The 26,645-nt window shown below is 34.5% G+C and carries 21 protein-coding genes; 8 read left to right on the top strand and 13 right to left on the bottom strand.

Annotated elements, in window-relative coordinates; translation table 11 throughout:
• Positions 1-379: 379 nt before the first annotated feature.
• The 6 genes from KCG49_RS13495 (at position 380) to KCG49_RS13470 (ending at position 9,434) form a co-directional block, all read left to right on the top strand.
• Complete coding sequence (locus tag KCG49_RS13495) at positions 380-4,330, top strand: NIDO-like domain-containing protein (RefSeq protein WP_218547225.1); 3,951 nt, start codon at positions 380-382, stop codon at positions 4,328-4,330.
• 188 nt (positions 4,331-4,518) lie between these two features.
• Positions 4,519-5,520 carry a glycosyltransferase family 2 protein gene (locus KCG49_RS13490; RefSeq protein WP_218547224.1) on the top strand — a complete coding sequence of 334 codons (1,002 nt, stop codon included), beginning with the start codon at positions 4,519-4,521 and terminating at the stop codon, positions 5,518-5,520.
• Positions 5,521-5,527: 7 nt separating this feature from the next.
• Positions 5,528-6,484, top strand: a complete 957-nt coding sequence (locus KCG49_RS13485) for a YbbR-like domain-containing protein (protein WP_218547223.1) — start codon at positions 5,528-5,530, stop codon at positions 6,482-6,484.
• A gap of 1 nt (position 6,485) precedes the next feature.
• Entirely contained in the window at positions 6,486-7,073 is a 588-nt protein-coding gene (gene coaE, locus KCG49_RS13480) for a dephospho-CoA kinase (protein WP_218547222.1), read from the top strand.
• Between the two features lie 72 nt (positions 7,074-7,145).
• Complete coding sequence (locus KCG49_RS13475) at positions 7,146-8,720, top strand: sensor histidine kinase (protein WP_256260014.1); 1,575 nt, start codon at positions 7,146-7,148, stop codon at positions 8,718-8,720.
• Between the two features lie 9 nt (positions 8,721-8,729).
• Positions 8,730-9,434 carry a response regulator transcription factor gene (locus KCG49_RS13470; protein WP_218547221.1) on the top strand — a complete coding sequence of 235 codons (705 nt, stop codon included), beginning with the start codon at positions 8,730-8,732 and terminating at the stop codon, positions 9,432-9,434.
• Between the two features lie 42 nt (positions 9,435-9,476).
• Here the strand turns inward: KCG49_RS13470 and miaA are convergent, their stop codons facing one another.
• From miaA to KCG49_RS13425, 9 genes are all read right to left on the bottom strand, one after another.
• Positions 9,477-10,379 carry a tRNA (adenosine(37)-N6)-dimethylallyltransferase MiaA gene (gene miaA, locus KCG49_RS13465; RefSeq protein ID WP_218547220.1) on the bottom strand — a complete coding sequence of 301 codons (903 nt, stop codon included), beginning with the start codon at positions 10,377-10,379 and terminating at the stop codon, positions 9,477-9,479.
• On the bottom strand, positions 10,372-11,250 hold the full coding sequence (locus KCG49_RS13460) for an ion transporter (protein ID WP_218547219.1): 879 nt from the start codon (positions 11,248-11,250) through the stop codon (positions 10,372-10,374). Before KCG49_RS13460 ends, miaA begins: the two co-directional genes overlap by 8 nt.
• A 23-nt stretch (positions 11,251-11,273) precedes the next feature.
• Complete coding sequence (locus KCG49_RS13455; RefSeq protein WP_218547218.1) at positions 11,274-13,145, bottom strand: DUF3858 domain-containing protein; 1,872 nt, start codon at positions 13,143-13,145, stop codon at positions 11,274-11,276.
• A 68-nt stretch (positions 13,146-13,213) separates the two neighbouring features.
• Positions 13,214-14,584, bottom strand: coding sequence for an exonuclease domain-containing protein (locus KCG49_RS13450; RefSeq protein WP_218547285.1), 1,371 nt, complete (start codon positions 14,582-14,584; stop codon positions 13,214-13,216).
• Positions 14,585-14,640: 56 nt separating this feature from the next.
• Positions 14,641-15,303, bottom strand: a complete 663-nt coding sequence (locus KCG49_RS13445; protein WP_218547216.1) for a YggS family pyridoxal phosphate-dependent enzyme — start codon at positions 15,301-15,303, stop codon at positions 14,641-14,643.
• Positions 15,304-15,364: 61 nt separating this feature from the next.
• Positions 15,365-16,603 (bottom strand): DUF1015 domain-containing protein, encoded by a 1,239-nt coding sequence (locus KCG49_RS13440; protein WP_218547213.1) that lies wholly within the window; start codon positions 16,601-16,603, stop codon positions 15,365-15,367.
• Positions 16,604-16,674: 71 nt separating this feature from the next.
• Positions 16,675-17,046, bottom strand: a complete 372-nt coding sequence (locus tag KCG49_RS13435) for a four helix bundle protein (RefSeq protein ID WP_218547210.1) — start codon at positions 17,044-17,046, stop codon at positions 16,675-16,677.
• Positions 17,047-17,090: 44 nt separating this feature from the next.
• Positions 17,091-17,981, bottom strand: coding sequence for a 3-hydroxyacyl-CoA dehydrogenase family protein (locus tag KCG49_RS13430; protein ID WP_218547209.1), 891 nt, complete (start codon positions 17,979-17,981; stop codon positions 17,091-17,093).
• A gap of 88 nt (positions 17,982-18,069) precedes the next feature.
• Complete coding sequence (locus KCG49_RS13425) at positions 18,070-19,029, bottom strand: Gfo/Idh/MocA family protein (RefSeq protein WP_218547208.1); 960 nt, start codon at positions 19,027-19,029, stop codon at positions 18,070-18,072.
• A 143-nt stretch (positions 19,030-19,172) separates the two neighbouring features.
• On the opposite strand from KCG49_RS13425, the gene KCG49_RS13420 reads away from it, so the two are divergent.
• Entirely contained in the window at positions 19,173-19,814 is a 642-nt protein-coding gene (locus KCG49_RS13420) for a protein-L-isoaspartate(D-aspartate) O-methyltransferase (protein ID WP_218547207.1), read from the top strand.
• On the opposite strand, the gene KCG49_RS13415 is transcribed toward KCG49_RS13420, so the two are convergent.
• The 3 genes from KCG49_RS13415 to smpB all read right to left on the bottom strand — a co-directional run bounded on the left by KCG49_RS13415 (position 19,811) and on the right by smpB (position 24,890).
• On the bottom strand, positions 19,811-21,652 hold the full coding sequence (locus KCG49_RS13415) for a Xaa-Pro dipeptidyl-peptidase (RefSeq protein WP_218547206.1): 1,842 nt from the start codon (positions 21,650-21,652) through the stop codon (positions 19,811-19,813). The two genes, KCG49_RS13420 and KCG49_RS13415, sit on opposite strands and share 4 nt — an antisense overlap.
• 162 nt (positions 21,653-21,814) lie before the next feature.
• Entirely contained in the window at positions 21,815-24,274 is a 2,460-nt protein-coding gene (locus KCG49_RS13410; protein ID WP_218547205.1) for a DUF5686 and carboxypeptidase regulatory-like domain-containing protein, read from the bottom strand.
• 157 nt (positions 24,275-24,431) lie between these two features.
• On the bottom strand, positions 24,432-24,890 hold the full coding sequence (gene smpB, locus KCG49_RS13405; RefSeq protein WP_218547204.1) for an SsrA-binding protein SmpB: 459 nt from the start codon (positions 24,888-24,890) through the stop codon (positions 24,432-24,434).
• A gap of 109 nt (positions 24,891-24,999) precedes the next feature.
• Between smpB and KCG49_RS13400 the strand changes: the two genes are divergently transcribed.
• A complete protein-coding gene (locus KCG49_RS13400) occupies positions 25,000-25,761 on the top strand; it encodes a DUF6503 family protein (RefSeq protein ID WP_218547203.1) in 762 nt (253 codons plus the stop codon).
• On the opposite strand, the gene KCG49_RS13395 is transcribed toward KCG49_RS13400, so the two are convergent.
• Positions 25,744-26,640 (bottom strand): histidine phosphatase family protein, encoded by an 897-nt coding sequence (locus KCG49_RS13395; RefSeq protein ID WP_218547202.1) that lies wholly within the window; start codon positions 26,638-26,640, stop codon positions 25,744-25,746. The two genes, KCG49_RS13400 and KCG49_RS13395, sit on opposite strands and share 18 nt — an antisense overlap.
• Positions 26,641-26,645: the final 5 nt, after the last annotated feature.

The raw sequence follows: 26,645 nt of genomic DNA, 5'->3' as shown, positions 1-26,645 counted from the left end.
ATTTTAGCGGCTTTTTTTAGCTTATTACATGTAATCATAAAACTTTTATGCTATCACAATTTCTAGCTTGACTTTAAAATGAAATTATCAAAATAGTCAAGTCGTGATGTTATGGTCATTCACATTTGGTTTACGAGTATGAAGACTGTTTTTTTTAGGTGTATATTTTTAATAATAGATAAACTAATAAAGCAATAGTATTTAATAATTTTAATGTATTCCTATAAAGGAAATTTGAAAGCTAATTACAACTTCAGTAAACATAAATAAGGCACTTTTAATCGTTAATTTTTGTTTTTTGTCGATTTGAATTTACCATAGGAGTATTTTAAAGATAATTAACATATTTTTAATGAATTACTAACTTAAATATTTTTTTATGAAAAAAATTACATTTTTATGTATTGCTATGCTAGCTTTCTGCTGGCAAAGTAATGCGCAATTAGTACCAGATGATACCTGTACAACAGCGTTTACAGATATTAGCGCAACAGGTACAAATTTAAATTTAACCGATGAATCTGAAGCTAACATTACACTGTCTTTTGCTTTTGAATTAGATGGTGTATCATCTTCAGACCTGCGTGTAGGCAATAATGGTGGAGTTCTATTTAATACAACCACTGGTGATATTACAACTACACCGACTCCAACAGCTCAAGGATTTTATCCTTTAGCTACAGATATAGGTGACGATGCTGGTGATGTATTCTGGGAAGAAATAGGAACTGCGCCAAACCGTATTTTAGTAGTACAATGGAATGATAGACCGCATTATGATAGTGCTACATTTGGAGAAACTCCAGGCGGTGGTACATTTCAATTGCTCTTATACGAAACAACAAATGAAATTAGGTTCATTTATGAAGATTTAGATTTTGGTGATCCAACTTTTGATGACGGTGTAACAGCAGGTGTTCATGTAATTGGCGCTAACGGCACTTACACTTATTCGTTAGAATCTTCTCTTGCTGGTATATCTTGTGTAGAGTGGAATGCTCCTTCTTGCCCTTTTCCTTCAAGTTTGACAGCAACAAGTATTGATACAGATAGTGCTGTTTTAGGTTGGACAGAAACAGGTTCTGCAACCAGTTGGAATATTGAAGTTGTAGATGTAGATGCAAATCCTCCAGGAACTTCTACAGGAGTACCTACACAATCAGGTGTAACTAATCCTTACATGCAAATGAGTTTAACACCAAATACTGCTTATGAGTTTTACGTACAGGCAATTTGTGGAGCAGAAACTAGTCAATGGGTAGGGCCATTCGCATTTGAAACGGAATGTCTGCCATTTACACCAGATTATAGTGCGGATATGAGTGTAAATGTTCCTGACTGTTGGGAAGAAGCTGGTAGCGGTACACCTGCAACAGGCCCGTCAGATTTAGGAACTGGGCTTTGGTTTGCAAGTAACCATAACGGAACACCAAGTAATGTAATAAATCTGTTTACCGATAATAGAGAAGATTGGATTATTTCTCCTGTATTTGATTTATCGGCAGCAGCTGCAAGTGAGCTTGTGGTTTATGTTGCTTTAACGGAATCAACTACTAGTGGTGCTGATGCGGATTTAGGTTCAGATGATTTAGTAGCTTTATTAATGACTACTGATGGTGGTGCAAATTGGACTACCATGCAATCTTGGGAACAGGGTGATGTACCTACAGACGTAGGAGAACAAATAACATATGATTTATCAGCTGTAACTGGTGATGTGCAATTTGCTTTTTATGGAAGTGACGGACCTGTAAATGATGCTGAGGATATATACTTTCACGTTAGTCAATTTACAGTAAGAGAATCTCCTACAACGCCACCAGCTTGTCCAACCGCTACAGCAACTCCAGACCCTAGTTGTGGTAATTTTGCGAATGAGATATCATGGATGGCTAGTGCAGGAGCAGATGGTTATAATATTACCGTTGGTACAACACCTGGTGGTAACGATATTGAAGATAATATAGATTTGGGTGATGTAACTAGTTATACATTTGAAGGTGCAGTAAGCACAACTTATTATTACACAGTAACAGCTTATAATAGTTTTGGTAGTTCTGCAGGTTGTACAGAACAAGATTTTACTACAGCAGTTGATAATTGTTATTGTATACCTCCAAGTACAAGTACTGATACAACAACATTAATAGATGATGTTACTACTACAAATGCGCTATCAGATTTATCTAATACGGGTACGGGTTTATCAGCTGATAGGTACGGGGATTTTTCGGCAACTAACTCAGTAACTAGCTTTGCAGATGGTACATTTGATTTTTCTGTGGAAATAGAAGGTGGAACCGTAGGTTGCGCAATTTGGGTAGATTGGAATAATGATTTTGCCTTTGACCCTACTACAGAAGTTGTGTTTAACACAACGGCATATAGTAATGGTCCTTTTACAGGTACGATTACTGTTCCTGGTGGTGCTGCCAATGGCGATTATAGAATGCGTATTATGATAGATTTTAATGATCCTAACCCTGATGATGATGCATGTGCTTACGGTGCTCAAAGAGGTGAAACTGAAGATTATACATTAACTGTAGATGATGCGCCAACAGATGCATTGGATTTCTACAACATACAATTTCCTGGATCTGCAACAATAACAACTGGCAATCCACAACTTGTTTATGCGCAAGCTTATGAAGCAGGCTTAACAGATCAAGGTAGTGCTACAGCTTCCCCTGGTATAGAAGTTTGGATAGGTTATAGTGATATGGATACAGATCCATCTGGTGCAGGTTGGACTTGGGTTGCAGCTGTGCCAAATCCTGGCTATGATTTTGCAAATAATAATAATGATGAATATCAAGTAGACCTTGGTACAGAAATTGGTCTACCAGGAACTTATTATTATGCTTCTAGATTTAGATTAAATAATGCAGCCTTTACATACGGTGGTTTTGATACTGGCGGTGGTGATGGTGCTTGGGATGGTACACAAGATGTTAATGGTGTTTTAACTATAGATCCAATTCCAAATGATGATTGTGCCAATGCTATAGCAGTTAATTGCGGCGATACGTTAATGAATCAAACTACAGTAGGAGCTACAGGCGGATCGTCTACTTCTTGTCAAGGAAGTATAGGAAATCCTGTTTGGTACTCTTTTACAGGTGATGGTAGTGAAGTTACAGTTACAGCTAATGCTAGTGTACAAGAAGCTCAAGTAGATGTTTATGAAAGTACAGATGGTACTTGTGCTGGTTTTACAGCTGGTAGTTGCTCACCTGGTCTAGTACAATCTGGTGGAGGTGTTAATCCATATAGTGCAACATTCCAAACTACTGTTGGCACCGAATATTTTATCGCAGTTGGTAATTGGATTAATGGGGACCCAGCTATTGAATTCGATTTAGAAATTACTTGTATAAATTGTACTCCTTCAACAGTAACATACAATGCTGTAGACGATTGTGCCAATAGTGGTGGCTTTAATATAGAAGTGGATATTACAGATATGGGTAGTGCTACAGACATAACTGTTAGTGATGATCAAGGTAGCCCTACACAAGCAGCTACTATGGCAACAACATTAACGTTTGGACCATATACTCTTGGAACTGATGTTGTTATTACTGTTACTGATGATAATGATGCAAATTGCACACAATCTAGTTCTGCAATTACACGCACCTCTTGTCCACCAGCTAATGATGATTGCTCAGATGCGATTGCATTAACACCTGGTGCTGTTTACGGTGACAACCCTGTGGATGGCACTGTCGTTGGTGCAAGTGGAGATGCTGAAGATGTTGATACTTGTGGTGAACCAGGCCCAGGAGTTTGGTACTCTGTTGTAGTTCCTCCAAGTGGTGATATTACTATTCAGACTGGAGATACTTCAGGTGGAGGTGTAGGTTTTGATTCTGTAATTGAGGCTTTTTCTGGTACATGTGGAGCTTTAACATCTATTGGGTGTGATGATGATGGTTCACCTGGCTTTGCTGATGGATATTCTTTATTATCTCTTTCAGGACTAACTGCTGGTGAAACAATTTATGTAAGAGTCTGGGAGTATGATGGTGATGAAGAAGAGCCGTTCTCAATTTCTGCTTACAGTGCAACTTTAGGTATCGATGATAATGATAACAATGCTTCATTTACTTTTTATCCTAATCCAGTTAAAAATATATTAACATTACAAGCTCAAAACACTATTGAGAATGTAACGATGTATAATATGCTAGGTCAAGAAGTATTAAGAGCTACACCTAATAATGTAGACAGCGAGTTAGATATGTCTAGCTTAGAAGACGGTACTTACTTTGTTAAAGTAACTATTGCTAATACTACTAAAACTGTAAGAGTAATTAAGCAGTAAGTATTTAGCTTATAAATTTTATAAAGCCGCTAGAAATAGCGGCTTTTTTAGTTTATTCCATTATCCCGCTCTGAAATAAAGATGTTTATTAAGTGGGCACTAATAACTTAACTTCAAACAAAACCACCTGAATAATCAAACAATGATGTTGTTATATTTTGAATTTGGTTTACTTACCTTTGTAGGGTATGGAGGCTATTTCGTTTTCTTTTATTATTCCAGTATATAATCGGCCAAATGAGATTAAGGAACTTTTAGAAAGTTTTTGTCTACTAGAAGGTGATTATACCTACGAAATTGTAATTGTAGAAGACGGTTCTACCGAAACGTCAGAAGCGATAGTTAACACTTATAGGCAGAAGCTTAATCTATCATATTATTACAAGCCTAATTCAGGGCCAGGTGATTCAAGAAACTTCGGAATGCAGAAAGCAAATGGTGACTATTTTATCATTTTGGATTCTGATGTTATTTTGCCACCACAATATTTACGTGAAGTCAAAACATTTTTAGATAAGACATACTACGACTGTTTTGGTGGTCCGGATGCGGCACATTCGTCATTTAGTAATCTTCAAAAAGCAATTAATTTTGCCATGACTTCTTTTATTACTACAGGTGGAATAAGAGGTGGCGATAAGCAGCTAGAGGATTTTCAGCCAAGAAGCTTTAATATGGGTTTATCAAAAAAGGCATTTTTAGATTCAGGCGGATTTGGAAAAATACACCCTGGTGAGGATCCAGACTTATCTTTGAGATTACAGAAATTAGGCCATAAAACAGTATTAATAAAAGGAGCTTATGTTTTTCATAAGCGTCGTATTTCTTGGTCTAAATTTTATAAGCAAGTATACAAGTTTGGCAAGGTAAGGCCTATAATAAATCAATGGCATCCCAATTCTAAAAGTTTAGTATATTGGTTTCCTACATTTTTTAGCTTAGGCCTATTGGTTTCAATAGTGTTATTTATATTCAATGTTAAATGGCCAATCTATCTGTATGGTTTATATTTTTTCATAGCTTTTGTTATGGCATTATTTTCTACTATTAATTTTATAGTTGCAATAGAAGCCGTATTTGCTATTATAATACAATTTTTTGGCTATGGCTATGGCTTTTTAAAATCTACTTATAATTTAGTAGTGCTGCGTAAACAACCAAAGGAAGCGTTCCCGGATTTATTCTTTTAAATTATAAATGAATACCAAGAAGAAGTTAAATATATCAAGTTATCTAAAGAGAAAGAATGCTAAGCGTTTTAGCCTGTTTGTTGTCATTTCTTTTATATTCTTAATTTTTTCGAAACTATCAAACGACTATAAGCAAACTATTAAGCTTAAGGTAAACTTAGCCAATTTGGAAGATGAAATTATACTAAAAGACGATTCTTCGCTTACTATGGAAGCTTATATTGAAGCAAAAGGTTTTGCATTAATCCCATTTGTTTTTAGGAATCATAAAACTATTGTTTTAGATGCGCAAACGGATGTTGTTACAAAACCAAAGCACTATATTTTCGATGTTGATAAGCATAAATTCCTTATAGAAGCACAGTTGGGTTCACCTTATAAAGTAATGTCCGTAAAGCCAGATTCTTTGGTGCTACCGTATTCGAAAAGGGCTTCAAAATATGTTTCTCTAGATTTGAGAACACGTATAGATTTTGCTCCAGGATTTGATATTTTAGAGGGCTATTCGTTGAGTAACGATAGTGTTAAAGTTGTGGGTTCATCAGATCAAGTGAGCGGCATAGAGTCGATTTTAACCGATAAGTTGACCCTACAAGAAGTTAACAAGGATATTAACGAAGATATAAAACTTCAGATACCAAAAGGTCTGGAAGTTTTTCCTAAATCTATAAACGTAAAAGCTAAAGTAAGGAGATTCACCGAAGGTACAATCGAAATCCCAATTACTATCAAGAACAAACCCTCGGACACTGTAATCAATTATTTTCCTAAAACTGTTACTGTGCTGTATTATGTAGATTTAGATCATTATAATACCATTGATGCATCAGGCTTTAGTATAGAATGTGATTACACAGCAGTTAAAAATAATCAGTCGTATTTTATCCCAAAAATTGTTAAAAAACCTGAATTTGTTAAGCGAATAAGTATGAAACAAAAACGAATTGATTTTATAAAATTATAATATGATAGTAGTTGGGTTAACAGGTGGTATAGGAAGTGGTAAAACTACAATAGGCAAATACTTTGAATCTTATAACATACCTGTGTATATAGCAGATAAAGAAGCTAAAGCACTGATGAACCGTTCAAAAGTTATAAAACGAAAACTTATAGAGCTATTTGGTGAATATGCATATAAAGATGGAAAATTGAATAGACCTTACCTAGCTTCAAAAATTTTTTCAGATAAATCGCTACTCTCCAAGATGAATGCCATTGTGCATCCCAAGGTCGCATCTCACTTTAAACGTTGGTTAAAAAAACAAGATGCGCCGTATGTACTCAAAGAAGCTGCTATTGTTTTTGAAAACAACCTAGAGCATCAATACGACTATATTGTTATTGTTGTTGCAGATGAAGAATTAAGGATTGAGCGTGTTATGAAACGCGATGATACTTCAAGAAAGAAAGTGAAATCTATTATAGACAATCAACTGTCTGACGAAGAGAAAATTAAAAAGTCTCACTTTGTGATTTTTAATAATGACTTAGATGTAGCAAAACAGCAGGTAGAAGAGATTCATCATGCTATACTTCAAAAAATAAAATAAACTGACAAAAGCTTTTGTTAATGTAAGGTTAAACCTAATTTGTGCTAAATGTTAAAATGTTAAATTTGGCTAATGGGCAGAAAGCTATTCATCTTATTGGTGGTATTAATGAGCCTATCGCTCATTGGTATAATATTTGTGCAATCATTTTTTATAAATAATAGTTTAGAAAATGAGGAGAAGAATTTTACGTTAAGTGTTACGCGAGCACTTAGTTTTGTTTCGAGAGATATTGAAGAATTCGAAATTAAGAAATATCACAGTTTAATTCAACCTTTTATTGCTAACAACAAAGAGCCTGATTCTACCATAATTAGGCAACTATACATTACCACTGAAGATGATGTGAATGATGAAACCATAATTCATAGAAATACGGTTTTGGAGGAACGCTTTAAAGTGCCCTCATTGTTCTTTGAAATTGATGCAGACAGCATAGATATAAGTAGTTTTACTAATGAACGTGTTACGGAGTACTACAACAAATCGAGGTTAGATGGAAGTGAGTTGGGGATTAAGCCTCAACGACGTTTGGTGGAGTTTTCTAAGTTACCTTTAATCGATAAGCAGAGCTATGAGACTTCATTTAAAACACTGCTCAAGGATGTGCCAATACACAAAAGAGTTTCTGCCCCTCACGTTGAGGTTTTGCTCGAACGTGAATTGCATAGTGAAGGGGTGGATTTAGATTTTGAATTTGCCATATATGACGATGATCTAGCTACAAAAATCCAGACACTAAATTTTAGTATGGATAAAGAAACAACTGTTGGTATACCTGTATTTTTAGATAATAATAATGAAAGCAATTATACATTGTATGTGGATTTTCCAGATAGGAAAAAGTACTTAATATCCTCAATATTGCCAATGGTGGTATTGTCAATTATTTTTACAGGTATAATTATTTTGGCGTTTTCTAGTGCGATACACCAATTGATAAAACAGCGAAAAATATCTCAGATAAAAACGGATTTTATTAATAATATGACGCATGAGTTTAAGACACCGATTGCTACAATAAATTTAGCGTTAGATGCTATTAGAAATCCAAAAATAATCGGAGATCAAGATAAGGTGAAGCGTTATTTGGGTATGATTAAGGATGAAAATAAACGTATGCATGCTCAAGTAGAGAATGTATTACGAATATCTAAGTTAGAAAAGAACGAGTTAAATATTAGTAAGGAACGTATTAAGTTGCACGACCTAATCGAAGATGCAATAACCCATGTAGAATTGATAGTTGAAGATAGAAAAGGGTATGTGAAAACATATTTAAATGCTGCAAAGTCATCAGTTTTGGCAAACGAAACACATTTTACAAATGTAATCGTAAACATATTGGATAATGCCATTAAATATTCAGATGATGCACCAAAGATTGATGTGTCTAGTGAAAATGTTGGTAACAATATTATACTCAAAATTGCCGATAAAGGTAATGGTATGAGCAAGCAAGTTGCCAAGCGTGTGTTCGAAAAATTCTATAGAGAACACACAGGTAATGTACATAATGTAAAAGGTCATGGGCTTGGTTTAGCTTATGTAAAACGAATAGTAGATGACCATCAAGGTTATATATCAGTAGAAAGTGAAAAAGGAAAAGGTAGTACTTTTATTATAAAGCTACCGTTAATATCATAAAAACGAATTATGGAAGAACAAAACAAGAAAATTCTTTTGGTAGAAGACGATCCAAATTTCGGAACAGTCTTAAAAGATTATTTAATGATGAACGATTACGACGTTGTCCATGCCAAGAATGGAATGGAAGGTTTTGAGAAGTTCAAAAAAGACGATTACGACCTTTGCATCTTGGATGTAATGATGCCATATAAAGACGGGTTTACCTTAGCAAAAGAAATCCGTGAAAAAAATACAGATGTTCCAATTATCTTCTTAACAGCTAAGGCAATGAAGGAAGATGTACTAAAAGGCTATAAGGTTGGAGCAGACGATTATCTCAACAAACCATTTGATAGCGAAGTCTTGTTAATGAAAATAAAAGCTATTATGCAGCGCAAAGCTACCGATAGTGTTGCTGATAGTAAACAATTTGAATTTAAAATCGGACGTTTCGATTTAAATTCTAAACTTCGTTTTTTAAAGTTTGATGGAGGTGAGCCAACTAAGTTATCACCAAAAGAAAATGAATTGTTACGCTTATTGGCACTTCACGAAAATGATTTAATGCCAAGAGAATTAGCATTGACAAAAATATGGAGAGATGACAATTATTTTACATCTCGTAGTATGGATGTTTATATCGCTAAACTCCGTAAATACTTAAAGCCAGACCCAAAAGTAGAAATACTGAATATTCATGGCGAAGGCTTTAGGTTGGTAATTAACAAATAAAGATAATTAAAACAAAACCCGGCTTTTAGGTCGGATTTTGTTTTATAGCTTTTCTTCAACGAAACGGATAATTTCATTGATATCTGTTTCATAATCAAACCATTTTATAGAACTATCTTTTTTAAACCAAGTGAGTTGTCGCTTGGCAAAGCGTCTTGTATTCTTTTTTATTTCGGATATGGCAAAATCTAAGGTGTGGTTTCCTTCAAAATGATTAAATAATTCTTTATAACCAACAGTATTTAGCGCATTTAAATGCTTATACGGAAATAACTGTTTGGCTTCTTCAAGCAAACCATTTTCCATCATAATATCCACACGCTGGTTAATCCTATCGTAAATAATAGAACGTTCGGCATTTAGTCCAATAGTTATAGTTTTAAAATTACGAGTCTTTTCAGAATTGGTTAAAAATAAAGAATACGCCTTGCCTGTACCTATACATATTTCTAAAGCTCTTATAAGACGTTGCGGGTTATCTATGGCAATGGTGTCATAAGCTTTTTTATCCAAAAATTTTAATTGTTGTTGTAGGTGTTGCAATCCCTCAGATTTTAGATTAGCATTCAGTGTGGTTCTAACCGCAGTATCAACTTCAGGAAAATAATCCAGACCTTTGGTTACGGCTTTTACGTATAGACCAGAACCGCCAACCATTATAGCGACAGGGTTATGTTTATGAATTGTAGATATTAAAGCAATCGCATCGCGTTCAAAATCGCCAACATTGTAATAGTCTTCTATTGACTTATGCTGAATGAAATGATGTTCTGCGGCCTTTAGTTCTTCTTTTGAAGGTACAGCTGTACCAATGTTCATTTCTTTATAGAACTGTCGTGAATCTGCTGAAATAATTTCCGAGTTAAAATGTTGAGCCAATTTTATACTTAAGGCTGTTTTGCCGATAGCAGTTGGGCCAACAATAGAAATAAGCGTATTAGTCATGATGTAATTTGCATCCACATTTGTGGCAGAATTCAGCACCATCCTGATGTTTTTCGGCCAAACAATTAATACAGCATTGCGAGTTGGTGTGTACTTCAACCAGATCGGCATCCTCTAATTCCTCATCACCTTTTTTCTCAGTGTCTTTGTTAGCGTTTTTAGCGTATTCCGCAGATACAATCCCTGTTGGTACTGCTATGATTCCATAACCTAAAATCATAATTATTGTGGTAATAAACTGCCCTAATGCCGTATTGGGCGCAATATCACCAAAACCTACAGTTGTAAGGGTAACAATACACCAATATACACTTTTAGGAATATTAGTAAAGCCGTTTTCCTCACCTTCAACCAAATACATTATAGTTCCAAATATTATAGAGGATACCATCACAGCAAAGAGGAAGACAAATATCTTTACGCGACTTGCAATTATGGAATCTTTAAGTTGATTAGAAGCTCCTAAATATCTTGCTAATTTTAAAATTCTGAAAACTCTTAGTAGTCGTAATGCTCTTAGTGTAACTAAAGCTGGAGTTCCTCCAAACAAAAAGGTGAAATACAAAGGTATTGTAGAGAGAAAATCTATAATCCCGAAGAAACTAAAAATATATTTAAATGGTTTTTTTACACTAATTATTCTAAGAATGTACTCGATGGAAAATAAAATCGTGACAAACCATTCTCCAAAATATAAAATATCATGATATTTTTTATCAATATTGTTAACGCTCTCTAGCATTACTAAAACAATACTTAACAAGATAAATATTAGTAATAGTATATCAAATAGTTTACCAGCAGGTGTATCTGCTTCATAAATTATTTCATGGAGTTTGCTTTTCCAGTTATGTCTATTGGTTTTTTCCACGTTTAAAAATACGAAAAGTAATACTATTGTTTTTCTAAAACAATTAAGGCGTTATTTTGAGTTTCAACAATTTCACTCATAAAGTCCTTTAAGTAATCATAAAATTGCGGAACGTAGATTGCATTATCAAACTTTATTCTAAAATATATTGTAAGGTGATTGTCCAGTTGCTTTACGCTACATGTAAATGATCCGGAATTGTTAGGTAATTTATGATTAATATCTTTAGGGGTTTCTGTTACACTTAGATTTTCACCTAATTCTAATTTCATGGCATAAGTATAGATGTCCTTATACCCAAAGTCTATTGGGTAAGTACGTTCTTGTAACTTAAAAGGATTTTCTTTAAAAAATTTAAATACAAACGGATTTAAATAAATCTTATTACCAATGATTTCAGGTTCCATAGCGATTTCAATAGTTTCTTGAAAATCGTATTCGCTCTTATCAAAATTTGAAATATCGTGTGCCTTTATTTTTATGTTTGGATTGGCATTTACCTTCTGTTCGAGATAAGCTTGTGGACTTTCTGTACAGATACGTTTTAAACTATGCGCATGATATCCTGTAAATTTACTGTCTATAGTACCAAGGAACATATCGTCCTGAAACGTCATATTAACTTTATGATGTCTTAATGAATGTTTTTTTACAGTAATATTTTCCCAGTAACTTCCGTTTTCAAAATCCATTAATCGTCCGTATTGATTAAGGCACCTGAACGGGAGCTCACCAAATGGTATGTATTGTTCTGTGGCATCCAAATAATAATCTTTGCCATCAATAGTGGTTTTTAGAATTACATAATTAAAATCTGTTAAAACCGGGAAGATTTTAGTTGGTAATCCATTGTTTCGTGTTGATATCAGTATTGGATATACTTTATAGCCTTCACTACTTAGTAAATTCTCAAGAAGCAGGTTAATTTCAAATACGCTACCAACTTTTTCTTTCAATAATTCTTTTACTGATACATCGTACCGCTCATATTTTCCATTCCACTTAAAATTATCTACTACAAACTGTCTTATGGCTTTTGCCTTTTCTAGTTGATTATCTTTAGACGATATACCACTTGGAAGTATATTTTTTATTAAACTTTTTTTACTTATCTGCTTACCAAAATCACTATCGGTTTTTAATTCTTTGTCAACATAGTCCCATGTTTTGGTTAACCTTTCCACACTACCGTTAAATCGTCTAATGACACTTAGCTCGTACTCAATTCTAGCTATATAATTTAATGCGGTAGTGGTGAATCCTTCAGGTTTGTAGGCAGGTATGTTTTTCATAACATACTTTGCAACTGCACAATTCGCCGATGCTCCCCCATTGAGGTAGATACAATCTTTTTTTACTGTTTGGTCGTTCGTTTCAAGAGGAATATTTCCAACCAATTTTATATGATATTCGTAATTACCAGGTATGCTTGTATTATATTCACTATAGAGTACTGGGTTTGCCCCCTGAAAATACCAAGGTTGAAATTTGGCCATGAATCGCGATTGGGTTTCATAGCTGTAAGTTATTACACTTCCTACCTTTACCTTGGGCAAAACAAACTTTACCAAAATGTAGTTTTCATTTTCCTCTTCAAATATTGCAGAAGGTTTTAAAACATCTTTTACTATAATTTTATTTTCTAAATTATATGTGGCTGCCTTAATGTTTCTAATTTTCTCTTTAGAGGATTTTCCTTTGTAGAGCCGTACTTCTATTTCCCCTTCTTTTAGGCCTTCAGCTTTTAAGATTTTTATTTTTCTTTTTACTTGAAACCTTAGCCAAAAGGTGTCTTCATCTACAAGACTGTTTCCATGGTCGTATATAACCAAAGCATTTGCAGTAGAGTCCTTAGAATAATGATTCAGTTCGAGATCACTTTTGGTAACTGACATTGAAACGCTATAATCTTGGGAAAAAGAAAAAAGGGAGATTGTTAAAGCTAAGAGGTTAAGTTTTAATTTCATTGATTTTGGAGTTCTACAATTTTTAATCTTTTATTTCGACGCATATAACTTTGAATGATATGCTGTGTGTCTCTGTCATTTTGCATTGGTGTTATGAGGGAGGCTAAAATAGCTCTATTATTTATCTGATGGTTAAGGTCAAAATACCCCATACCTTTGAAGATGCCATTTTCTATTAGGTAAACACTCTTTTCATCAATATCCCTGCCTTTATCGATAATGAGCATATTTTTATTTTCGTAGCTATATTTTGTTATTAGCATATTAACACGCTCATTATAGACTTCGGGAGATTCTTTATTTACACATGCTCCCAAACATTCTTTCACATCAAATTTAAAGCAGCTTGTTTTAGTGGTATCTATACCCGTTAACTTATGGCATAACCTGTAATCCTCAGCAATTTTAAATATAAAATGTTTCCCGCTAGATCTGGTACTGAATGTTGTTATAGCCGGCACATTATTATCGGCTTTATCTATTTTTATATTAATATAGCCATTCTCATCAATAAAACTGTATAGAGCGTGTGTAAAAATACTTCTTCGCAAAGCACGATTGAAAATAGGTTTGTTCTTTTTTATTTCCTCACTTTCTTTTAACAGTGCTGCTAGTTCACTACCTGTTTTTTCGTAGGTTACTGCACTAACCAAGGCTTGGATTTTTTTGGACTTAGAACTTGTGCCGGTAAAATGTTGTATTATACGTTTTTTTATATTGTTGCTTTTGCCAATGTATATAATTTCACCTTTTTCATTATGTATATAGTATACACCCGTTGCAGATGGAAGCTCTTCAATAATCTCTTTTAAGTTGGGAGCAAGCTTAGACTTCTTTTCAATTTTAACAGCGCTTTTAATAATGGCCTTCTCCAAATCTTTATTCAGCAGCATTTTGAAAAGTTTTACAGTAGCCATAGCATCTCCATTGGCTCTGTGTCTATCACTAACAGGAATGCCCAAAGCCCTTGTTAATTTCCCCAAGCTGTAAGATTCCATACCTGGCATAAGTTGTTGCGAAAGCTCAACAGTGCATAGTGTTTTACGTTTAAAAGGGAAGCCTAAACGTTTAAACTCTGTTTTGAGGATTCTATAATCAAAAGATGAATTGTGCGCAACAACAATACAACCCTCAGTAATCTCTACAATACGTTTTGCAACTTCGTAAAACTTGGGGGCGTTTCGAAGCATTTTAGAGTTTATACCTGTGAGGTTTACAACAAAAGGCTGAATTTCGCGCTCAGGGTTGACTAATGAAATAAATTGGTCTTTAACCTCATGACCGTCAAATCGATAAATGGCAATCTCAGTAATACCTTCTTCATTGTACTTACCGCCTGTAGTCTCTATGTCTAGTATTGCGTAGATACTATTATTTTATTTTTGTTAAGTCGAATACAGAAAATTTTAACTGCGACTTAAGGCTAATTATTATAATTTCTTGCACCAAATATACGACTTCCAACTCTAATCATGGTGCTTCCACAATCAATTGCTAATTGGTAGTCTCCACTCATGCCCATACTTATAATTTTGAGTTTTGGATTTTGAATTTTGAGTTTATCAAACGTAGTTTTTAGAAGTGTGAATTCATTTTCAATTTGCTTCGTGTCATAAGTGAATGTTGCCATTCCCATTACCCCAACAATACTTATATTTTTTAATTCTGAAAACGTTTCAGATTGAAGTAGGGTCGAAGCATCTTCCGCAGACATACCAAATTTACTGTCTTCTTCGGCAATTTTAATTTGAAGCAAACAGTTTATAACCCTATCGTGCTTTTTTGCTTGCTTATTGATTTCTTTTAATAGTTTTAAGCTATCCACACCATGAATTAGATTTACAAACTCAGCCATGTACTTCACCTTGTTACGTTGAACGTGACCAATCATGTGCCATTGGATATCCTTTGGCATTTGCTCGTACTTTTCAACCATTTCCTGTATTTTGTTTTCCCCAAAAACGCGTTGACCAGCATTGTATGCTTCCATTAAGTCACTTACAGGTTTGGTTTTAGAGACGGCAACAAGGGTTACATCTTTTGGTATGCTCGAATTTATATTATTTAGGTTTTGTTCGATGTTCATTTTTAGTTCAAAAAAGTCTATAGTCTATTATCTACGATCTAGTATTTGACAGGTCTACTTTTTAATACTCATAAATCGTAATTGCGCTTCTTAGTTTTGGTAAAATATAAGTACTCTTTGGCGGCATTTTTAAACCTTCATTTGCAATTTGCTTCATTTGCTGAACGTTTGAAGGACACATACCAAAACCTACCATAAATTCGCCACTATCAACACTACTTTTAATGGTAATCATTTCATGCTTTCCATTAACGTATTCTATACGGTCATCGTTTCGTAAATCGTGTATACCGAGAATAGGTCGTAGAATGGTTTTATAGAGTAATTGCGCATCTAACGCATCTAACGCAGTTTTAAATTGGTAGTTGGTTTTTCGCAAATATAAAGAGTAGAACTCACCATCTAAATACATGCTAAAATGATGTGGTTTTGACGGGTTGTAGGGCATTAAGCCGCGGTTTTCTATACGGTAGCCTTCATCTAACTTTATAAGAAACTCTTCTTTAGTTAAGCCGTTTAGGTCTTTAATCAAACGATTAAACTCATGGATTACCAAATCAGATTCTGGAATGAGATATGACATAAAAAAGTTGTATGACTCCGTTCCATTATGACTGGGATTTCTCCCTTTTTCGTCTTTATACAAAAGATACGAGGATGAAGAGCGATGGTGACCATCTGCAATATAGATGGTTTCCATTTTTTCAAATTCTTTTTGTATAGTTGCAATGGTATCCTTATTGTCAATTTTCCAAAGATAGTGAGTGTCTCTGTAAGTCATGGTAAACTCAAACTCGGCATGGCCTTTTTGAGTTTCGCGTATTATTTTAGCTATAGTATCATTATCTGGATAGGTGAGTAGTACAGGTTCTGCATTAAAACCTACAGTTTTAAGATAGGTTTTAAAAGTTTGCTCACGTTTGGCTAAGGTATCTTCGTGTTTTTTAATGACATCACGTTCGTAGTCTTCAGCACTTGTTGTTGCTATAATACCATTAAATTTCTGACCATATCGGTTTACAATTTTATAAATGTAGAAACTAGGTTTTTCATCTTGTACAAAAATACCATCTTCCTTAAATTCTAAATACCTATTTTTTACCAGTTTATAACGTTCTTTTCCGGTGACTTCCTGATCATATTTATAACCAGGATTAACAATGTGAAGAAAACTGTAGGGATTATATTCCATACGCGATTCACGCTCATTAACCGTGTAGCTTTGGTATGGACGTGCAGCGACTAATCCAACGATTGCTCTGGTTGGTCTTACTGCTTTAAAAGGTTTAACTATGGCCAATTTTGTTAGTTTTAAGTGTAACGTAATAAGTGGATAGTACGATTTCTACTAATATTTGAATATTTTCATAATTATTGTTCACTTGAGCCAAACTTTTCTGGATTTAATATCATATAATTTAAAAGTTTAGCAATCTCTATAGATGCCTTATACAATTCATCAAATTGGTTGGTCGAGATGTATTCACAAGCTAATGCAAATTCTAGCCAAGTTTGTGTTTCTCCATTTTCAGCATCAGCATCAGTTAGCTTACTTATGAAGTGTTTTGGATACCTCCTTTTACGATAAGCTTCAGATAAATTAGAACAAACACTCCGAGAGGAACGTCTTACTTGGTCTGTAAGTGAATATGTTTCTTCTTTTGGGAGAGATTTTGAAATGTTGTATATCTCCATTGCAAGATTAAATCCTTTCTTATATGCTAACAAATCTTGTACTTTCATCCTAAATCGTTACGCTTGCTTCACACTTTATACTTTGAACTGTTTTACTTCAAAAATTGATTAGCAATTTTCTCTGCTTTTCTGCTTTCTGAATAATCATAGAAACCTTCGCCAGATTTTATACCCAACTTCCCAGCTCTTACCATATTAACTAATAGGGGACAAGGTGCATATTTTGGATTTTTAAACCCATCGTACATAACGTTTAGAATCGATAAACAAACATCTAGCCCAATGAAATCTGCGAGTTGTAATGGTCCCATTGGGTGCGCCATACCTAATTTCATTACGGTATCTATTTCTTCAACACCAGCAACTCCATTGTATAATGTTTCAATAGATTCGTTTAGCATTGGCATTAAAATACGGTTTGCAACAAAACCTGGATAATCATTTACCTCAGTTGGTACCTTGCCAAGTTTTTTAGATAAATCCATAATAGTGGTAGTAACATCATCACTGGTGTTATAACCTCTGATAATCTCTACCAATTTCATAATCGGTACAGGATTCATAAAGTGCATACCTATAACCTTTTCTGGTCGAGACGTTACAGCAGCAATTTGTGTAATTGAAATAGAAGACGTATTAGTTGCCAAAATGGTGTTTTCTCCACAAGCTTCATCTAATTGTTTAAATATTTTAAGCTTTAAATCTATATTTTCGGTTGCAGCTTCAACGACCAAATTAGCATTTTTCACCCCAGATTCCGTATCGGTAAATGTTTCAATGTTGCCGAGGGTTTCAGACTTGTCTGCTTCAGTGATTTTTTCTTTAGCAACCATACGGTCTAAATTCTTAGCAATGGTATCCATACCACGTTTTAATGAGGCTTCGCTAATATCTATTAGTTGAACTTTAAATCCAGATTGCGCAAAGGTGTGGGCAATTCCGTTTCCCATTGTTCCTGCTCCAATTACGGCTATGTTTTTCATCAAAAATTTTAATTTTTGTTCCTGCGAAAGCAGGAATCCGTTTATTTATATTTTAGTTATTATCATGAGATTCCCACGAAAGTGAGAATTAAAACTGATTAATAATCATAGTGGCTACACGTAACGCTTCAGTCCCATCGTGTAAGGTAACAATGGGTTTAGTATTGTTGTTAATGGCATCTGCAAAGGTTTCTAGCTCGTCTAAAATGGCGTTATTGTTTTCAATTTCAGGATTATCAAAATAGATCTGTTTTTTTACACCTTCAGCATTCTGTAGAATCATATCAAAATCGCCAGGATTTTTTGGTGCATCCTTCATTTTTACGACTTCGCACTTCTTTTCTAAGAAATCTACTGAGATATAAGCATCCTTCTGAAAGAAACGTGTTTTACGCATGTTTTTTAGTGAGATACGACTAGCAGTTAAATTAGCCACACAGCCATTTTTAAATTCTATTCGTGCATTAGCAATGTCAGGTGTTTCGCTAACTACCGAAACTCCACTGGCCGAGATATGTTTAATAGGTGACTTTACAACACTAAGGATAATATCTATGTCGTGTATCATTAAATCTAAAACCACTGGTACGTCTGTACCGCGCGGATTAAATTCAGCCAAACGATGTGTCTCAATAAACATAGGATTTTCAATCTTATCCTTAACTCCAATAAATGCTGGATTAAAACGTTCCACATGGCCAACCTGTCCTTTAACACCGTGTTCAGCCACTAAGGTTCTTATGGTTTCGGCTTCTTCAACTGTATTGGTAATCGGCTTTTCTATAAAAATGTGCTTGCCTTTTTTAATGGCTTTTTTTGCACAATCGTAATGAGAAAGCGTAGGCGTAACAATATCAACGACATCTACGGCATCGATTAAAGCATCAATGGAATCGTAGTATGTATAGCCAAATTCCTCAACGACACGTTTTGCATTTTCTGAATCAGCATCATAAAACCCTACAAGCTCATATTTTGCAGATTGATTGAGTAATCTAAGATGAATTTTACCGAGATGACCAGCACCAAGAACACCCGCTTTTAGCATATTTTTCAGTTTTTAACAAAAATAGGCGTTTTGATTCAAAAATTTAAAAAAGAAAATATAAAATACTGAGAAATTAATAAACGAAATTTGAGATTGGAATTTGCTTTTCTTTGCGTTAATTTAGCGTGAAACTAAACTAAGATTTGAAAGATACATTTAAGCATAAAGGCATGCGCCAGCAATTGGTTGATACACTGGTTAGAAAAGGAATTAAAGATGAATCTGTTTTAAAAGCGATAGGTAAAATTCCAAGGCATCTATTTATGGACTCTGGATTTATTGACCATGCTTATGTTGATAAGGCTTTTCCTATTGCAGCAGACCAAACTATTTCTCAGCCTTACACCGTGGCTTTTCAATCAGAATTATTACAAATAAACTCTGGTGATAAAGTACTCGAAATAGGGACAGGAAGTGGTTATCAATGTGCAGTTTTAATTGAACTTGGTGCTAAAGTTTACAGTATAGAACGTCAGCAAGAACTATTTAAAAAGACCTCTAAATTTCTACCCAAAATAGGATATAGAGCTAAGAAACTCATCTTTGGTGATGGTTATAAGGGCTTACCTGAAGAAGCTCCTTTTAGTAGTATAATCGTTACAGCTGGCGCACCGTTTGTACCCAATCCGCTTTTAAGTCAATTAAAAGTAGGTGGAAGGTTGGTTATTCCTGTGGGCAATGATGTACAGGTGATGACCATGTTTATAAGAAAAGGTCCAAAGGAATTTGAAAAACATGAATTTGGCGAATTTCGATTTGTACCTTTATTAGAGGATAAAAATTAATCCATCACATTTTTGTAAGCTTCTTCGCCACCAACTATTGGTAGTGTCAAATGTGTTTTATCTAATTTGATGGTTAATTCTGTTCCTGCTTTTGGGTGAATGGTAAACTCTTGGTCGCTTGAGAATATCATGAATCCAATTTGTTGACCCGCTTTTATGATTTGGTCATCTGGCTGTAAATCAAAATTTATTGTGTAAGAGCGACCAGGTACTAAATCCTCTTCGTCAGTTAAGGATTTATGGTTTTTTGGATCTGCCCAACCTCTGGTAATGATATTATCTGTAATTTTTGTAGTACTGTCTTCTTGCCAAGGTAGTGATACCAACCAAACCGAGAGATTTGCAGCTGGTTTATTAGAGGATAATGTAATGCTCACCTTGGGAACACCAGAAATGTGTAAATCATTTTTTAATTTTGGTGTTACATATAGCAATCTATTTTCTGATTTTTTCGATTTTGCTAAGTCCTTACCAGAAAAAGAGACATCATCTGTTAAAGTTTCTTCAGCTTCAACACCTCGGTCTAAAGTTAAACCTCCGACTGTCGTTTCGCCAAGACTCAAATTTAGAGTAACAGCTTTTGCACTAGGATTTGGATAATCTAAATATGCAGTTGGTTTTTGCCGGTCATCATTTTCCCTAACGATATAAGCTTTATGTTTTTCTCTGTCAACACCATTGTCAATACCATGTAGATATTTGGTGAACCATTTATTCATCATAGGAGTAGGAGGTGGGCCACCATGTCCATTTTGGTGGTAGTAAATTTGTGCAGGCAATCCTTTTTCTTTTGCAGCTTTGTATATGCGGTAACTGTGCTCTGGCATTACATTCCAATCGTTAAATCCATGCGACATCAGTAAAGCTGCTTTCATATTATCCATTTGGTTAAGATAATCGCGTTCTGCCCACCAATCGTTATAATCGCCAGTTTGCCTGTCCATATTGTTCATCATCTCTGTATCGCGAATTGCTTCATTGTTACGGGCACGTTTGTCTTCATCACCGCTGTGTACAAAATCGTAGAGCACGTCTATATCTTCTCCCAAATAACCACCAGGTGAGCGAACTAATCCGTTAGAACGATAATAATGATAGTATGATGTATTTGGTGCAATTGGGATAATGACTTCCAGGCCATCAACTCCAGTTGTTGCTGCAGCTAATGGTAAGGTTCCATTATAAGATGTACCTGTCATACCCACTTTACCTGTAGACCAATAGGCTTTTACTTCCTCATTTCCGCCTCTTTCCGTAAAGCCTTTTGCTCTGCCACACAGCCAATCGATAACGGCTTTTGGTGCAAGAGACTCGTTTTTGCCACCTATCGTTGGAGCACCGTCTGAAAAACCGGTTCCGGGAGATGAAGAATGCACAACAATATAACCTCTAGGCACCCATTTTTTTAAGTGTGAATACGAAATCATTGGTCGTGGTGCCGAACGGCGTTTCACTTCTGGGTGAACACGCTCTTTTGATTTTTCATTTAATTCCCGTTTAACATCCCACATAATTCCGGGTGCATCTCCTGCAACTCCCGCAAAATAAGGACTGGTTACATAAATAATTGGTAGCTTTAAACCTTTTTCTGTTTGTTCTGGTCTAGTAACTGAAACATGCATTCTATCTAGCTCTCCATCTCCATCGGTATCAAATTCTGTTTCTACCCAAAGATCGTGATGTATCCACTCTTTTGTATTGCTAAAGGCATCTACAATTTGTGCTTCACCATCTTTAAAAATAGGTTTAGCCTGTTCTGTAGTTTCTTGGGCGAAACCGAGGAATGATATTGCTAAGGCTCCTAATAAGCTTATACTAGATTTGAATGCTATTTTCATGTGTTTTCTTTTTATAAAAATAAGGAGTTATTGTTAGACCTCAAATGTATTAAGGATTTGTTTGTAAAAACTGAATCTAAAAATTTTGACATTTCGATGCGGAATTGTTACTCGTAAATAAATAGACTTAGTAAGGCCTACAAGAATGACAAGATTATAAAGTTAAAAGAATTTTAACCCAAACAAAATAGCATCACTTTGAAATCCACTTTGGTACGATCTTACGTAATCTACTCGTAAGAAGCGCCATTTTCCCCAACCAATATTATCAATTCCAATGGTATATTCTTGATAAGGTTTAAAGTCTGGTGTTGCTAACAAATGTGCACCAACAACTAAATTAAAGTTGAGTTTATTCAATAATGGAACTTTACCCAAAAGGAAACCATTAAAGTCGTGCTCGGCATGCGTTTCTAAGTAAGTATCATTGGTACTGCCTGCATAATATGGTAGGTTGTTAAATACATTAGTATAATTACCCTGAGTGCTCACATGGGTTTGATTACCATTAAAGTGTTGGTAATCCATAAAAGCTATATCATCGGCATTAAAGAATTTACCCGCTCTAATGTTATATCTAAAACGGCCTTTGTTGGCAATATTGAAGGACTGGTACAACCGTGCTTTGACTTGGTCAAAATTATAATCGTTATTGGTGGCACCAAATCCCTTCTCATAACTCAATACCAAAGTTGGGTAGGTATCGCTCCCAACATTGAATTTACTATCTGGGTAACTTAAGTATCTTTGTCCAAAATTAATTTGTGCTGTAACGTTGGCTTTTAGAATATTATGAGTTTCAAATGGGGCTATTTCATAAGCTGTTTCATCTAAAGGATTATTGCTGGTGTAAACATCATTATCTTCATTGATAAATACCTGATCTGTCGTATTGAACAAAGCTTTTCTGCGTTCGTAACTTAAGCTTGAAAATAATCTAAATCCATTGAATAATTCTTCAGAATAATTGAGTTGTAAATAGCTTTTGTCGTACAACTTAATATAGTTATCTTCAAAAAATAAGGTGCTAATTGAATTAATAAATGGTGTAATAGGATCTGAAGGGTTAAACTGTTCTGTACTTACACCACCAGAAAGCGTTAAAGTTCGGCGATTGGTATTATTGAATTTATAAGTTAGCGACCCTGTAGCTCTTAAGCGTTTATCGGAAAAACCATATTGTAAATCGGCATTGGCTCTAAAGAATCGCTTAAATTCATCATAATTCTTGGTAAAGAATAGGTTGGCTTCTGCGGTATAACCTTGAACAGTATTAAATTGAATTCCACCAATAGGAATGTTGTACCCCAAACGAAAATCTTTATGCGAATTCTGGTAAGTGTAACCTAAAACATCACCAAGCTTAAATGTATTTTTTGCAGCATCTAAAGAATCTAAATAAGGTTTAGACTCCTTAACCATTTGAATACTGTCTTTCTTTGTGTAATCTGTACGTTCTTCAACTGTAAGCGGTACTGGTCTAACTGTATTCCAGAATAAAGAATCTTTTTTATTGGCTTCATTTTCAAATGCCACGATTTCTGGACCAAAGTCTTTTTTTGTCAACGGTAGGTTAAATTCGTAATTACTATAAACGGCAGTAAAACGTCCATCACCCTTAAATCCTAAAAATTTATAACTAAAATCTAGACTTTGCGATATCAGAGCCCAGAAATTAGTGTCTTCAGAATACGAAAATGTTTGTTTTATAGACAATAAATCTGCGGCAGGAATGCGAGCCTGCACACCTGTGATATCAAGTTCTACTGCATATAATGTCCATTGGTCTTCAACAATATAAATACTACCGGAAAACACAGGATCATTTTTACGTTTTGGAATAACATTAATTTTATTTACAAGGTTGCCACGTTCATCATAAAATACACCTTCTAATTTATAACGATAATAACCAAAGGCGTTATTGGCTATTGGTGAAACAATTTCATTACCAAACTCAATGGTATTGTTATAGAAATTAAAATCAACATCACTAGCATTATTAAAACTAAAACCATTACTATCCCCACTGACTTTTGAAGCCGTAATATGTTCCTTGAGTTTGTTTGGATATAGAAATTGTATTTTTGAAATAGTTTCAGAAAGATATATAATTCCTGTTCGGGTAGAATCCAAGCCGTCAATTTCTATTTCCTGACCCATAAATTTTTCTGGAGCGTCTTTAATACGAATTAGTCCACGGGAATAAAAATCGGCTTTAAAAGAATTTATTCTTTCAAGATTTTCTTTTCGTTTGGCTATGGTTTGCCTTATGATAGCGTCTGCAGGATTTTCTTCCGCATCTATGACAACTTCCCCAAGTGTAACAGATTCTTCCTCTAGGGTAATATTTATTTGGTAAGGAAATTTATCTATGCTTACTGTTTTCTTAACAGTTTTGTAACCCAAAAAGGTGTAAACTATAGTGTAGGTTTTTGGCTGAGAAATATTGAGCTCATAATAACCGTCGTCGTTACTTGTGGTTCCTTTATAGGTGTTTTCGACCAAGATATTAACGAATGGAAGTGCCTTTCCTTTCGCATCCGTAATTGTACCTGTAACTTGAGCTGAAGCTATTGTGCTAAAAACAATACAGAAAAGAATGAGTAGTTTTTTATTCATTGTGTTAGATTGATGGTTGACAATTGGTTTAAATTTTACTAACGTAGCAAAATCCATGCCTTTAATTTTATAGACGTGCATATGAATGAAAAGGTTGCCTATGATATTTCAAACATAGATTAAAAATAAATGTAGAAAGGTTATAAGTATCTTAAAGTTATCGGAAACTTTTCTTAATACGGTCTAAATTACGCTTGTTGTCTCTATCTTTTATGGTTTCGCGTTTATCGTAGAGTTTTTTTCCTTTGGCTAGTGCAATCTCGAGTTTGGCTAAACCTTTGTCATTGATAAACAAGCATGTTGGTATAATGGCATTGCCCTTAATGTTGACTTCTTTTTCAAGCCTTTTAAGTTCACGTTTGTTGAGCAACAGTTTACGTTCTGCCTTTGGTTTGTGGTTGTAATAGTTGCCAAAGGCATATTCTTCAACAGTCATATTGATGACAAAGAGTTCTCCACGGTCATTAAACTCACAAAAACTTTCGGCAATGGATGCCTTGCTTGCTCTGATGGATTTAATCTCAGTACCAGTAAGTACAATGCCAGCGGTATATTTATCCAATATCTCGTATTGGAATTTTGCCTTTCTGTTAAGTATGTTAACGGTTTTTTGCATGAACGGCAAAGGTAGTTTTTAAAGTGAAAAGTTAAAAAGTTTATTGACTTAAAGTAAATGACGTAAACTTATTGGTAGTTTTACGACTGTTTAGACCTAAATGCTCAATATGAAATATTCATTGATTGTTTTGATGGCTTTTATAATGTTTAGCTGCAATAATAAGCCGAAAATTGAACTCTTATCTGCTGAGGAAATTATCAGTAAATCTATTGAAGTTTCTGGTAGTGAAAAGTTTGAAAATTCTATAGTCCGTTTTGATTTTAGGGAAATGGAATATATCATTCATAGAAATAGAGGTCATTATCACTATGAGAGAAGGTTTAATGATGATTTAACTGAGATTCATGATGTACTATCAAATGATGGGTTCGAAAGAACTAGGGAAGGCGTGCTCAAAATTAATGTTGCAGATAGTATGAAGACAAAATATTCAAGTAGTATCAACTCTGTTCAATATTTTGCTTCACTTCCCTATGGCTTAAATGCTAAAGCCGTGAAAAAAGCTTTACTTGGCGAGGAGCAAATTAAGGATAGAACGTATTATAAAATTAAAGTTACCTTTAAAGAAGAAGGCGGAGGCGAAGACTTTGAGGATGTATTTGTCTACTGGGTTGATAAGAAATCATTTAAGGTCGATTATCTAGCGTATTCATACAATGAAGATGACGGAAAAGGGATGCGCTTTAGAGAAGCTTATAATGAGCGCTACGTAAATGGTTTACGTTTTGTGGATTACAACAATTATAAGACAGAGGATACATCAACAAAACTTGTTGATTTAGGAAAGGCATTTGAAAATAATCAACTAAAACTTTTATCTAAAATTGAACTGAAAAATATTGCCGTAGAATTAATTAATTACCTTTAAAAGTGTTGCTGTCTTTGAGTCTCCGGTAACGGTAACAATATAAAGATTTGCATTATTATCATCTGAAATCTGATCATACTTTTTGTCACCAGCTAAAGCGTTAGCAAACATTGGTGTGGTATTACTATGGCCAACAACTAGTACAGTTTTTCCTTTTGTGGCTTTCATAAATGCTTTACCGTCCATATTATTTGGATCATAAAGTGTTAGTTCTAAATTATTGGCTTTGGCGGTTGGTATAGCAGTTTCCTTGGTTCTGTTATAATCAGTAGAATAGACCATATTGAATTTTACATCCTTTAGAACATTAGCCCAATTTTCAGCACGTTTTTGTCCAGCTTCTGTTAAATGTGGATCTCTATCATCTTTGTCTGAGCGATCTTTTTCGGCATGCCTGATTAAGTAATATGTAGTGGTTTTATCATCTTCTTTAAACTTGTCTTCAAACGGACCTTCCCAAATGACTTGTTCTATCATCCATTTACCTTCATCTTTAGAAAGTAATACATAATCTAATCCCCAAAATCCTGTGACTTTAGCAGCTGCGATATGATTGCTTATCTCTAACACTTTAACACTACGCATTTTGGTTTCAGTACGTATTTTACCTTTTTCTTTGGTGTTTTGTGCCATTTTAAGGGCATTCTCATAAGTTAACTGATCATAATATTCATATGCGCCAGTATCTTTATTCTTCCAATACCCAAATTTGTGCAGTCTAGGTTTTAAAGCAGCTTTTAGTTTTGTTGTATCTCCTTGATAGAACCCGTCAATATAGTTGTTGAGTGTAATTTCAATTTGAGCCTTATCAGATGATTTGTCTTGGGCAAATACAGTAAGTGAGACTAAAAGCGATAGCGTTACTAGAAAAGATTTCATGATGA

This window comes from Winogradskyella luteola, from assembly GCF_019203985.1.
Classification (GTDB): Bacteria; Bacteroidota; Bacteroidia; order Flavobacteriales; family Flavobacteriaceae; genus Winogradskyella; species Winogradskyella luteola.
This window is presented reverse-complemented; position numbering and strand designations above follow the sequence as displayed.